Source organism: Pseudomonas sp. MT92, assembly GCF_058792515.1.
Genome location: NZ_JBXAFA010000006.1, coordinates 23723 through 36507, shown reverse-complemented (window position 1 = coordinate 36507; position 12785 = coordinate 23723). Strand labels below are relative to the sequence as shown.

Sequence of the window (12785 nt, the reverse complement as noted above, 5' to 3'; positions counted from 1 at the left end):
TTCGCATGCGGCCATGAGGGCTGCACGGGCGACTCACGGGGCCGCCCTCCATCCCTTTAGTGTGGAAGATCCTGCCGATATGTTTGCGCCTTTGTTAAAGAAACTTTTTGGAAGCAAGAACGAGCGTGAAGTCAAACGCATGCTCAAGACGGTGCAACTCGTCAATGCCTTCGAAGAGCAAATGGTGGCCCTTTCGGACGATCAATTGCGTGCCAAGACAGATGAGTTCAAGGCCCGCATCGCCAAAGGGGAAACCCTCGACAAGCTGCTGCCAGAAGCCTTTGCGGTCGCCCGCGAAGCCGGTAAGCGCGTCATGGGTATGCGCCACTTCGACGTCCAGCTGATCGGCGGCATGACCTTGCATGAAGGCAAGATCGCCGAGATGCGCACCGGTGAAGGCAAGACCCTGGTGGCGACACTGGGCGTTTACCTCAACGCATTGTCAGGCAAGGGCGTGCACGTTGTGACGGTGAACGACTACCTGGCTCGCCGCGACGCCAACTGGATGCGCCCGCTTTATGAATTCCTCGGCCTGACGGTCGGCGTGGTCACGCCGTTCCAGCCGCCGGAAGAGAAGCGCGCCGCCTACGCCGCCGACATTACCTACGGCACCAACAACGAATTCGGTTTCGATTACCTGCGCGACAACATGGCGTTCAGCATGGAAGAAAAATTCCAGCGTGAACTCAATTTTGCCGTGATCGACGAAGTCGACTCCATCCTCATCGACGAAGCCCGTACGCCGCTGATCATTTCCGGTCAGGCCGAGGACAGCTCCAGGCTGTACATCGAGATCAACAAGTTGATCCCGCAGCTGGAGTTGCATGTCGAGGAAGTCGAAGGCGAAGTCACCAAGGCCGGTCACTACACCGTTGACGAGAAGACCCGCCAGGTAGAGCTCAACGAAGCCGGTCACCAGTACGTCGAAGAAACCCTCACCCGCATCGGCCTTCTGGCTGAAGGCGAGAGCCTGTACTCGGCGCACAACCTGAGCCTGTTGACTCACGTGTATGCCGGTCTGCGTGCGCACAAACTGTTCCATCGCAACATCGAATACATCGTGCAGGATGGCCAGGTTGTCCTGGTCGACGAACACACCGGTCGTACCATGCCGGGCCGTCGTTTGTCCGAGGGTCTGCACCAGGCCATCGAAGCCAAGGAAAACCTCAACATTCAGGCCGAAAGCCAGACCCTGGCGTCGACCACGTTCCAGAACTACTTCCGTCTGTACAGCAAGCTGTCCGGCATGACCGGTACGGCCGACACCGAAGCGTTCGAATTCCACCAGATCTATGGCCTCCAGGTCATGGTCATTCCACCGAACAAGCCGTTGGCCCGTAAGGATTACAACGACCTGGTGTTCCTGACCGCCGACGAGAAATACGCGGCAATCGTCGCCGACATCAAGGAAAGCATGGCTGCCGGTCGTCCGGTGCTGGTGGGTACTGCGACCATCGAAACGTCCGAGCACATGTCCAGCCTGCTCGTGAAGGAAGGCATCGAACACAAGGTCCTGAACGCCAAGTTCCACGAAAAGGAAGCCGAGATCATCGCCCAGGCCGGTCGCCCAGGCGCACTGACCATCGCCACCAACATGGCCGGTCGTGGTACCGACATCCTGTTGGGCGGCAACTGGGAAGTGGAAGTGGCTTCGCTGGAAGACCCGACCCCTGAGCAGATTGCCCAGATCAAGGCCGACTGGCAGAAGCGTCACCAGCAAGTGCTCGAGTCGGGCGGTTTGCAGGTGATCGCGTCCGAGCGTCACGAGTCGCGCCGTATCGACAACCAGTTGCGTGGTCGTGCCGGTCGTCAGGGTGATGCCGGTTCCAGCCGTTTCTACCTGTCTCTGGAAGACAGCCTGATGCGCATCTTCGCCTCTGACCGGGTGAAAAACTTCATGAAAGCCCTGGGCATGCAGCCTGGCGAAGCGATCGAGCACCGCATGGTGACCAACGCCATCGAAAAGGCGCAGCGCAAGGTTGAAGGTCGCAACTTCGATATTCGCAAGCAACTGCTCGAGTTCGACGACGTCAACAACGAACAGCGTAAAGTGATCTATCACATGCGTAACACGTTGCTGGCCGCCGACAACATCGGTGAAACCATCGCCGACTTCCGTCAGGACGTGCTCAACGCCACCGTCAGCGCACACATTCCACCGCAATCGCTGCCGGAGCAGTGGGACGTGGCCGGTCTGGAAGCCGCCTTGCAGAGCGACTTCGGCGTGGCGCTGCCGATCCAGCAATGGCTCGACGAAGACGATCACCTGTACGAAGAAACCCTGCGCGAGAAGCTGATGCAGGAACTCGTGGCGGCGTATAACGAGAAAGAAGACCAGGCGGGCGCCGAGGCGCTGCGTACTTTCGAGAAGCAAATCGTTCTGCGCGTGCTGGACGACCTGTGGAAAGACCACCTGTCGACCATGGATCACCTGCGTCACGGCATCCACCTGCGTGGCTATGCCCAGAAGAACCCGAAACAGGAGTACAAGCGCGAGTCGTTCACGCTGTTCTCCGAACTGCTCGATTCGATCAAGCGCGATTCGATCCGTGTGCTGTCCCACGTTCAGGTTCGTCGCGAAGATCCGGCCGAAGAAGAAGCCCGTTTGCGTCAGGAGGCCGAAGCACTGGCGGCGCGCATGCAGTTCCTGCATGAAGAAGCACCAGGTCTGGAGCAGCCGGAAGCGTTGGGTGAGGAGGTCGATGTGGCCCTGGCCACCGCACCGGTACGCAGTGAGCAGAAGCTGGGCCGTAACGAGCTGTGCTACTGCGGTTCGGGCAAGAAATTCAAGCATTGCCACGGGCAGATTCAGTAACCCCGTTTCAAACGCTGAAATACCCGCGCCGCGACCGGCTCCTGCCGTCGCGGCGTTTTGCCATTTACACCACCGCTCTTCCTGAAGCGGTGCACACATCATCTATAAGGAGCGCATTCATGGCTGTTGGTCTTGGTCCTTTGCCAACGTTGCACCCGGTTGCCGGTTTTGAACTCGGTATTGCCTCGGCCGGTATCAAGCGCCCGGGGCGCAAGGATGTTGTGGTCATGCGCTGTGCCGAAGGTTCGACCGTCGCGGGCGTGTTCACCCTCAACGCCTTTTGCGCGGCACCGGTGATCCTGGCCAAGCAGCGCGTGCAAGGCCCGGTACGCTACCTGTTGACCAACACCGGCAATGCCAACGCCGGTACCGGCGAACCCGGCCTTGCCGCCGCCGCGCGCACGTGTGCCAAACTGGCCGAGCTGGCAGGTGTGGATGCCAGCCTGGTGCTGCCGTACTCCACCGGTGTGATCGGCGAGCCACTGCCGGTCGAGAAAATCGAAGGCGCGCTGCAAGCCGCCCTCGACGACCTGTCGGTCAATAACTGGGAAGCCGCTGCCACCGGCATCATGACCACCGATACCCTGCCCAAGGGTGCCAGCCGTCAGTTCCAGCATGACGGCGTGACCATCACCGTCACCGGCATCAGCAAAGGCGCGGGCATGATCCGCCCGAACATGGCGACCATGCTGGGCTACATCGCCACCGACGCCAAAGTCTCCCGCGATGTGTTGCAAAACCTGTTGCTGGACGGCGCCAACAAGTCGTTCAACCGTATCACCATCGATGGCGACACTTCGACCAACGACTGCTGCATGCTGATCGCCACTGGTCAGGCCGCGCTGCCGGAAATCACACGCGCTGAAGGCGAGTTGTTCGCCAAGTTGAAACAAGCCGTGTTCGAAGTGTGCATGGAAGTGGCCCAGGCGATCGTGCGCGACGGTGAAGGCGCGACCAAGTTCGTCACCGTTGAAGTCAACGGCGGCGCTAATCACCAGGAGTGCCTGGACGTTGGTTACACCGTGGCCCACTCGCCGCTGATCAAGACTGCATTGTTTGCTTCCGATCCGAACTGGGGTCGTATCCTCGCCGCCGTTGGCCGCGCGGGTGTACCGAATCTGGACGTGAGCAAGATCGACGTGTTCCTCGGCGACGTGTGCATCGCCAGCCGTGGCGCGCGCGCCGCGACTTACACCGAAGCCCAGGGCGCGGCGGTGATGCAGCAGGAAGAGATCACCATCCGTATCGAACTGGGACGTGGCGATTGCAGCGAAACCATCTGGACCACCGACCTGTCGCATGAGTACGTGAAGATCAACGCCGAGTACCGTACTTAAGATCGCGTCGACCCCATCGCGAGCAGGCTCGCTTCCACATCGGATTTGTGTAAACCCGAACAACTGTGGGCGCTAGCCTGCTAGCGATGGCGGCCTGCCAGTCACTGGCTAGACTGGCCTGTCCCCTTCATCAAAAGGTCCCGAACATGAGCCTTCACCTGATCATTGGCGACAAACTGCTTTCCTCCTGGTCCCTGCGCGGCGCCCTGGCTCTCGACCTGACCGGTGCCCCCTATACCGAGGAGCTGATCAAGCTCAACCAGCCGGACACCCGCGATCGGCTGCTCAAGCATTCGCCGACCGGCAAAGTACCCCTGCTCAAAACCTCACACGGCACCATTGCCGATTCGCTGGCGATTGCCGAGTACCTGGCAGAACAGTTCCCGGATGCCGATCTTTGGCCCAAGGACGTCGCCGCCCGTGCCCAGGCGCGTTCGGCGTGCGCACAGATGCATGCCGGGTTCTTCGCCATGCGCGGCAACATGCCATTCGACCTGAGCCGTGATGCGCCGCTGTCGCCGGTTCCGGCCGACGTGCAGGCGGACATTGAACGCATGTCCGCGTTATGGGCCGAGTGCCGCGCAGCCGCGACGGAAAGCGGGCCGTACCTGTTTGGTCGGGCCACCCTGGCCGACGCGTTTTTTGCGCCCATCGCCGTGCGCCTGCGCACCTATCAGGTGAAGCTGTCCGCAGCTGACGAAGCCTATGTTCAAACCATCTACCAATGGCCAGCCTTCAAGGCCTGGCAGAAGGCCGGACTGGAGGAAATCAAGCGGTGAAACGAGTACACGTAGCCGCCGCCGTTATCCGTGATAGCAGCGGCAAGATTCTCATCGCTCGCCGTGCCGACACCCAGCATCAGGGGGGGCTGTGGGAATTCCCTGGTGGCAAGGTCGAAGCTGGCGAGTCCGTTGAAACGGCTCTTGGTCGCGAGCTTCACGAAGAATTGGGCATTGTCGTCGACGTCGCGCGACCGCTGATCAAGGTTCAACACGACTACCCGGACAAGCAAGTATTACTGGATGTTTGGGAAGTCTCGGCGTTCACCGGCGAACCTCATGGTGCCGAAGGTCAGCCTTTGGCCTGGGTGACCGCCCGTGAGCTCTCGAATTACGAGTTTCCTGAGGCCAATCGACCTATCGTCGCCGCTGCCCGTTTGCCCGAGCAATACCTGATCACCCCGGAGGATCTGGAAACCCCGGCCTTGTTGAGGGGGATCCAGAAAGCCATCGCGAGCGGCATCAAGCTGATCCAGCTGCGCGCACCGAACGGTTACGACCCCAAGTATCGTGATCTGGCTGTGGACGCGGTGGGACTGTGCGCCGGCAAGGCGCAATTGATGATCAAGGGCCCGTTCGAATGGCTGGGAGATTTCCCTTCCGCCGGTTGGCACATTACCTCGGCGCAGCTGCGCAAATACGCAGCGGCCGGTCGTCCATTGCCGGCGTCGCGCTGGTTGGCGGCGTCCTGCCATAACGCCGAAGAACTGGCGCTGGCCGAAGAGATGGGCGTGGACTTCGTGACCCTGTCACCTGTGCAGCCGACCCTCACTCATCCGGGCGCCCAACCGCTGGGTTGGGAACAGGCCTCTACCTTGATCGACGGTTTCAGCAAACCGGTGTTCCTGCTCGGTGGCGTTGGGCCTGCGGAGGTTCAGAAGGCTTGGGCGGCGGGTGCGCAAGGTGTGGCCGGGATTCGGGCGTTTTGGCCTGAGGCTTGATTATGCAGTGATGCTGCCGACCTCTTCGCGGGCTTGCCCGCGAAGAGGGCCTAATAGGCGACGACTAAACTTCAGGTTTCGCCGCGGGCTGCCAAAGAATCTCCGCAACCCCCTGACGCCGAGCAATCACCCGCGCCATCACAAACAGCAAATCCGACAATCGATTGATGTATGCGAGCCCCACTCCGGCCAGCGGTTCAAGCGCGTTCAAGTGCTGGCAGCGGCGCTCGGCACTGCGAGCCAGGCTGCGGCAGACGTGAGCCTGGGCAATCAGCATCGAACCGCCCGGCAGAATGAAATTCTCCAGCGGCCCCAGCTCCTCGTTCCACACATCGATCGCCGCTTCCAGGCGTTCGATTTCTGCGGCGTTCAACGCTTGATACTCCGGCATTGCCAGTTCGCCGCCAAGGTCAAACAGTCGGTGCTGACAGGGCGCCAATACCTCGACCACTTCTTTCAACCCCGGATGCTCGGCGCTTTGCGCGGCCAGTCCGGCCAGTAACACACCCACCTGACTGTTAAGCGTATCGACCTCGCCAATGGCCTCTATCCGCGGATGGTCCTTGGGCACGCGGCGGCCGTCGCCCAGACCGGTTTCGCCTTTGTCGCCGGTGCGGGTGTAAATCTTCGACAAGCGAAAGCCCATGGTTACCTCGATAGCTGATTGAGTTCTTGAGAGACGAGCGGGGTGCCCGCCAATGGCAGGCGCAGGGTGAAGCAGGTGCCTTGGCCCAGGGTCGATTGCACTTCCATCTGACCCTTATGGTTGTTGGTGATGATGAAGTACGAGACGGACAAGCCGAGACCGGTGCCCTGACCAATTTCCTTGGTGGTGAAGAAGGGTTCGAACGTACGTTTGCGCACGCTTTCGCTCATGCCGACGCCGTTGTCTTCGACCTGGATTTCGGCCCAGGGCGGATTCAGCCTGGTACGCAGAATGATCCGTCCCGGTTCGCTGTCGTCTTCGCGCTGGTGAATGGCTTGGGCGGCGTTTTTCAGCAGGTTGAGCAGCACCTGCTCCAGCTCGTTGGCCGTGCCGGGCACCGGGCCCAGCGCCGGGTCGAACTGGCGAATGATTGCCTGGCCCTTGAAATCGAAACCGATCGCCAGGTCGAAGTCGTTACCGGCGATTTCCACGGCTTGATCGATCAGCGCCGGTAGATCGCAAGGGGCCATTTGTCGGGTACTGCGGCGACTGAAACTGAGCATGTGGGTCACGATTTTTGCCGCTCGGGCGCCGGCTTGCTGAATGCCGTCGAGCAACTGCGGCACTTCGCGGGCTTGCAGGTAGTCATTGACCGTCGACAGTTCGACGCCGACCTGTTCGGCCTGCTCAAGGTTCTTCGGCAAATCGGGGGACAGGCGTCGACGAATGTTCTGCACGTTATGCAGGATCGCGCCCAAAGGGTTGTTGATCTCGTGGGCCATGCCGGCGGCAAGGCCACCGACAGACAGCATTTTCTCCGACTGCACCATCATTTCTTCCAGGGACAGGCGCTGGGTGATGTCGTCGATCCGGATCACCACCCCACGCCCGGCGCCGCCCATCAGTGGGTAGAAGGTCAGGGCGTAGTGCTTGGGTTCATCGTCCTTGACCCAGGTCACGCGTTCGATCTTGGCCACAGTGTGTTGTTCGACGGTTTGCTTGAGTTGTGGGAGAAACGGCTTGAGCGGTTCGAAAGCGAGAAAAATTGGCTGGTTCAAGGCTTCATCGAGGCGCGTGCCGGAGAGGGCGCTGGCTTCCTGGTTCCACTGCGTGACGTAGAGCTGCTCGTCGAGGGCGATCAGGGCCGACGGCATGGAGTCGATGATGCTGTTGAGATAATTCTGAAAGCCGGTGAGTTTCTTCTCGATCTTGCTGCGTACCTGGACTTCGAGCTCCAGTTTGCGGTTGGTGTGCCGGGTTTCTTCAGCCAGCCCCTGAGCCTGGTCATAAGCGGCCTGAGAATCATCCCGCGCCCGCTTGAGTTGCTGCTCCCGGGCCTCGATGCGCGAAAGCATGGTGTTGAACGCTTCAGCGAGACTGCCGATTTCATCGTGATTTCCACGCGAGGCGCGCAAGGCGTAGTTCTCTTCCCGCGTCACTTGCCGGGAGAGTTCTTCGAGTTCGTGGATCGGCCGGGTAATCAGGCGTTTGATTTGCCGGGCGATCACCATCCACAGCAGCACGCTGAAGATCAGAATCCCGAGACTGGCGGTCAGGGTGCCGGTATAGAACGCCATCGGCAGTTCGCTGCTGGCCACCAGCAGCAAGTGGCCGGGGTCAGTCCCGGGACGGGGCAGGGTGATCACTTGATTGCTGCGAAACTCGGTGGCTTGCCAGGCTTCGATGTGCCGGTAACGCTCGGGCAGGTTCAGGTGGTCGCCATGCTGTAGCTGTGCCAGACGTACACCCTTGCCGTCATAGAGAGCGGCTGCCCGCAGCGGGGAATAGCTGTTGAGTTCATTGAGCAGGCGCTCGGCGTTTTGTGGCGATTGCAAGGCATCGGCCACCAGGCTCGGGTTGGACACCAGTCGACCAATGGTCTGCAGGGCCTGCGGGGCCATGCTTTCCTGGGAAATGTAATACGCGGCGCTGATAAAGGTCAGGTTGGCGACCAGCAGGACGGTGGTTAACAGCACCAACAGGGCGGCCAGTAGTTTCTGGCCGACAGGAAGGTTTTCAAGGCGCTGGCGCAATGGCATCAGGTTTATCGCTGCAAAGGAACAAGTGGCCAGCGTAGCCGCTGCTCAGTCGCTGGGCAATCCAAGGCTTTTCAGATGGGTAACCAGGCGCTGTTGCAGTTGATTGAGGTGCGGCAGGTTGAGCTTGTGCCTGTCCGACGCCTTGCAGGCGTAACCCAGCAAGTAACCGATTTCGGTGCGACGTCGATTGTTCACGTCCTGATGCATCGAAGAGTAGTTGGCAGCGGTGGCATGGATCACCCGTTCCACCTCTTGCTGCAGGTTCTCGGCCGCCGCCGGCTGGCCACAGCGCTCAAGCAATTCGGTCAGTTCGCCGCAAAGGGTAGCGACTTCACAGTGATGCTCCAGCAGACCGCCATTTCGGCAATCGTGCAGCACCGTCAGCGGATTGATCGCGCAGTTGAGCGCCAGTTTGCGCCACAGTCTGGTCAGAATATCGGTGCTCCACTCATGGGGAATACCGGCGGCGCTCAAGTCCTCGAGCCAGATCGGCGCGACTGGATGGCCAACATCGCCAAGCCAGGTGAATCCATGACCGGCGAACACCACACGCCAGTCGCCGTCGCGGAAGGCGCCTTCGGTGCTTGATGCATAAATGCAGCGTGCCTGTGGTACCTGCGCTGCGACGGCGTCCTGACTGCCCAGGCCGTTCTGCAGGAGAATCAGCTCTGCACCGGGAGCCAGGCGTGATGCGACTTGCGCCACGGCTTTTTCAGCGTCGTAGGCTTTGCAGGCGATCAACAGGCGATTGATCGGCTCGATACTGTCAGGAGTTTCGGCGGGCACCGGGTAGTGCCGCGCCTCTCCGTGTTCGACCAGTGTCAGCCCGCCTGCCGTTTCGTAAGCCTGCAAGCGCGCGGTATCCCGCAAGATCAGCCGCACCGGCACTGCGGCCCGAGCCAGGCGCGTCGCCCACAACGTGCCAAGGCTTCCGGCCCCCAGGACATGCCAGGTTGTGGACATCAGCTTTTTGCTCTGTTTAAGGCGCGCATGGAAGGCTCACAGTGAATGATGGGAAAGACCCGTTATAATCAGCGCGGATTTTTACCGCAAGCCAGGTGTGCTTCATCGGCGCGCCCATTTATTGGAGAAATTACATGCCGTCGTTCGACGTGGTATCCGAACTGGACAAACACGAAGTCACCAACGCGGTCGAAAACGCCGTCAAGGAACTCGATCGTCGTTATGACCTGAAAGGCAAAGGCAGCTTCGAGTTCAAGGAAAAGGACCTGACCGTCAACCTGACCGCCGAAGCGGATTTCCAGCTGGAAGCGATGATTGAGATCCTCAAGCTGTCGCTGGTCAAGCGCAAGATCGACGTGCAATGCCTTGAAGTCAAGGATGCCTTTGCATCGGGCAAGTTGATGAAGCAGGAAGCCGTCCTCAAGGAAGGTATCGACAAAGAGCTGGCGAAGAAAATCGTCGCTCACGTCAAAGACGCCAAGCTCAAGGTCCAGGCCGCCATTCAGGGCGAGCAAGTGCGCATCACCGGCAAGAAGCGTGATGACCTGCAGGAGGCCATTGCAGTGCTGCGGGCCAAGGAATTCGGCATGCCGCTGCAGTTCAACAACTTCCGCGACTGACGTAGCAAGCGGGAACCTCTCGGCGTTTTCGGCGTCCGAGGCCCAAGCAACGGTAGAAACGATTGCCCCTGAGGGGACGGTCATTTCTACCGTTTATTTTTCGTGTGCCGGATGGCCGGAAATCAGGAGAAAATAGATGGATTTGAATGCTGAAGTAGACAACCTGGTCAAGGTATCCCAGGCCTGGATCCCGATGATCATGGAATACGGCAGTCGTGTGCTGCTGGCAGTGATCACCCTGGCCATTGGCTGGTGGCTGATCAACAAGGTCACGCAAAAGCTCGGCGGTCTTTTGGCCCTGCGCAATGCGGATCTGGCCCTGCAAGGGTTCATCAGTAGCCTGGCGAATATCATTCTCAAGATACTGCTGATCGTCAGCGTGGCGTCGATGATCGGTGTGGAAACCACTTCGTTCGTGGCTGCGATCGGTGCGGCGGGTCTGGCCATTGGTCTGGCGCTGCAGGGCAGTCTGGCGAACTTTGCCGGTGGTGTGCTGATTTTGCTGTTCCGGCCTTTCCGAATCGGTGACTGGATTGAAGCTCAAGGTGTCGCCGGTACTGTCGACAGCATCCAGATCTTCCACACCGTGTTACGAACAGGTGACAACAAGACGATTATCGTGCCAAACGGCAATCTGTCGAACGGCATCATCACCAACACCAATCGCCAGCCGACCCGCAAAGTAGTGTTCGACGTTGGCGTGGATTACGAAGCAGACTTGCAAAAGGCCCGTCAAGTCTTGCTGGACCTGGCCAAGGATCCGCGTGTTTTGACGGACCCCGCGCCTCAGGCGGTCATTTCGACCTTGGGTGACAGTTCGATCACTGTTTCCCTACGAGTGTGGGTCAAAACGGCAGATTATTGGGACGTAATGTTCATGTTTAATGAACAGTCCCGTGATCGATTGAAAAAGGCTGGCATCGATATTCCATTTCCACAACGGGTTGTTCGTGTGGTTCAGGAAGCGGCAGTGCAGTAAGCCATACCAACTTAGTTGGTTATTTGCTCCGTTAGTGGCACTGGGCCCAAGAGGATAATTGCCTCTTGGGCTTTTTTGTGAGTTTTGATCAGTTCATTGAAAAAAAGACTGATGTTATGAAATGAAGTTGTTTGCTGGTTTTTCATGAATATGGCAGGCATAAAAAAGCCGCCCACCTGAAGAGGTGGGCGGCTTTTTACAGTACTTGCTGTGTTACACCCGGATTAGAGGATGTTCAGCGGGTACTCTACGATCAGACGAGTGTCGTACAGGTCAGGCGAGTAGCCGCTGTACGCTGCGTTCGAACGATAGTTGGCGTAACGTACGCGGAACGACAGATCTTTAGCCGGACCTTCCTGGACTACGTATTTGGACTCCAGGTTCCATTCGTATTCCTTACCTTCACCAGCATTGGCAACGTTAATGTTGTCACCCTTCACGTAACGGGTCATGAAGCTCAGACCAGGTACGCCGTAGGTAGCCATGTTCAGGTCGTAGCGAGCCTGCCAGGACTTCTCTTCACGACCCACGAAGTCGGAGATCTGGATGGAGTTGGATACGAAGATGGTGCTGTTACCGTCAACGCCGTAGTAGTAAGCGTTGTCACCGCTGGATTGCTGGTAAGCGACGGTGAACTTGTGAGCGCCGAGGCTATAGGCAGCAGCCAGGGACCACAGGTTGTTGTCCACACCCAGGGTGCCGTCACCGATAGCGTCAACCAGGTCACCACGGCTTTCGCCTTTGGTTTTGTAACCGTTGAGGTCGAAGTTCAGGGACTGGTTGTCAGCGATTGGCAGGGTGTAGTTCAGGTTGATGTAGTACTTTTTGAAGTAGTCATCAGCATCCGACGCAGCCAGGGCACCGGTGAAATTATCAGTGAAAGCGTAGCTTGCACCGAAGATATTGATGTTGGTCAGGCCTTTGCCGCCGTTGCCATTTTCATCTGGCAGACCGCCGATGCTGTCACGACCCATGCCGGTTTGTTTGCTCAGGGAAGTGAAACGACCAGCGTTCAGTTCCAGGCCCTTGATTTCTTTGGAAGTGATCAGGGTACCGGTAGCAACTTCTGGCAGCAGACGGCTGTCATCGGTAGCAAACACTGGGCTGGCAACGAACTGCTGACCGTATTTCAGTACGGTATCGGAGAGGCGGAATTTAACTGCGCCACCGAGTTTGCCTTGGGATTTTTCCGGGTTGCCATCGCTGTCGTTGGCGAACAGACCGTTACCGCGGCGACCCGAGCCACCGTCAAGTTTAGCCGAGCCCATTGCCATGGCATCAAGGCCGAAACCTACAGTACCTTGAGTGAAGCCCGACTCGTAGTTGAGCAGTTGGCTAACACCGGTATCCTGACGGTAGCCGGAGGTACCGGAGGACGGGTTGCTAACACCGTTTTTGTAATCGCGGTTCATGTATTCCATACGGGTTTTCAGTTTCAGGCTTTGATCGCCGAAGAAACCCTTGGAATCGTCCTGGGAGGACGCTACTGCGAACTGCGAGGTACCAGCTGCAACAGCCAGTGCGATCATGCTCCACTTCATCACGCGCATCGTGATTTGCTCCTTTGGTTTTTAGAAGAGTACTGCCGTCCCACCTGTTTTATTATCTGGGCGGCTCTTTCTTTTTGTGTCGGCGCAAACTTATATCACGCCGACAATGTTGGCGA

The 12785-nt window shown here is 58.7% G+C and carries 10 protein-coding genes; 6 read left to right on the top strand and 4 right to left on the bottom strand.

Translation table 11 applies throughout. The features are described from left to right. Nucleotides 1–79 precede the first annotated feature (79 nt). The 4 genes from secA to AC1Q6D_RS12760 all read left to right on the top strand — a co-directional run bounded on the left by secA (nt 80) and on the right by AC1Q6D_RS12760 (nt 5872). Nucleotides 80–2815: a preprotein translocase subunit SecA gene (gene secA / locus AC1Q6D_RS12775; RefSeq protein ID WP_047532533.1), complete on the top strand. Its 2736-nt coding sequence runs from the start codon at nt 80–82 to the stop codon at nt 2813–2815. 119 nt (nt 2816–2934) lie between these two features. Beyond that, on the top strand, nt 2935–4152 hold the full coding sequence (argJ, locus tag AC1Q6D_RS12770) for a bifunctional glutamate N-acetyltransferase/amino-acid acetyltransferase ArgJ (protein WP_103403964.1): 1218 nt from the start codon (nt 2935–2937) through the stop codon (nt 4150–4152). A 146-nt stretch (nt 4153–4298) separates the two neighbouring features. Then, the gene (locus tag AC1Q6D_RS12765) at nt 4299–4931 is read left to right on the top strand and encodes a glutathione S-transferase family protein (RefSeq protein ID WP_103403965.1); all 633 of its coding nucleotides are present in this window, start codon (nt 4299–4301) and stop codon (nt 4929–4931) included. After that, complete coding sequence (locus AC1Q6D_RS12760; RefSeq protein ID WP_103403966.1) at nt 4928–5872, top strand: Nudix family hydrolase; 945 nt, start codon at nt 4928–4930, stop codon at nt 5870–5872. Before AC1Q6D_RS12765 ends, AC1Q6D_RS12760 begins: the two co-directional genes overlap by 4 nt. 64 nt (nt 5873–5936) lie before the next feature. Here the strand turns inward: AC1Q6D_RS12760 and AC1Q6D_RS12755 are convergent, their stop codons facing one another. The 3 genes from AC1Q6D_RS12755 to AC1Q6D_RS12745 are packed head-to-tail and all read right to left on the bottom strand — an operon-like array spanning nt 5937 to nt 9520. Further along, nucleotides 5937–6518, bottom strand: coding sequence for a cob(I)yrinic acid a,c-diamide adenosyltransferase (locus AC1Q6D_RS12755; RefSeq protein ID WP_103403967.1), 582 nt, complete (start codon nt 6516–6518; stop codon nt 5937–5939). Between the two features lie 2 nt (nt 6519–6520). Further along, the gene (locus AC1Q6D_RS12750) at nt 6521–8557 is read right to left on the bottom strand and encodes a sensor histidine kinase (RefSeq protein ID WP_047532523.1); all 2037 of its coding nucleotides are present in this window, start codon (nt 8555–8557) and stop codon (nt 6521–6523) included. A 45-nt stretch (nt 8558–8602) separates the two neighbouring features. Next, nucleotides 8603–9520: a putative 2-dehydropantoate 2-reductase gene (locus tag AC1Q6D_RS12745; RefSeq protein WP_103403968.1), complete on the bottom strand. Its 918-nt coding sequence runs from the start codon at nt 9518–9520 to the stop codon at nt 8603–8605. A gap of 134 nt (nt 9521–9654) precedes the next feature. Between AC1Q6D_RS12745 and AC1Q6D_RS12740 the strand changes: the two genes are divergently transcribed. Both AC1Q6D_RS12740 and AC1Q6D_RS12735 read left to right on the top strand, forming a co-directional pair. Next, on the top strand, nt 9655–10140 hold the full coding sequence (locus tag AC1Q6D_RS12740) for a YajQ family cyclic di-GMP-binding protein (protein WP_047532521.1): 486 nt from the start codon (nt 9655–9657) through the stop codon (nt 10138–10140). 136 nt (nt 10141–10276) lie between these two features. Further along, nucleotides 10277–11119: a mechanosensitive ion channel family protein gene (locus AC1Q6D_RS12735; RefSeq protein ID WP_047532520.1), complete on the top strand. Its 843-nt coding sequence runs from the start codon at nt 10277–10279 to the stop codon at nt 11117–11119. A 224-nt stretch (nt 11120–11343) separates the two neighbouring features. On the opposite strand, the gene AC1Q6D_RS12730 is transcribed toward AC1Q6D_RS12735, so the two are convergent. Beyond that, nucleotides 11344–12669 (bottom strand): OprD family porin, encoded by a 1326-nt coding sequence (locus AC1Q6D_RS12730; protein WP_103403969.1) that lies wholly within the window; start codon nt 12667–12669, stop codon nt 11344–11346. Nucleotides 12670–12785 lie beyond the last annotated feature (116 nt).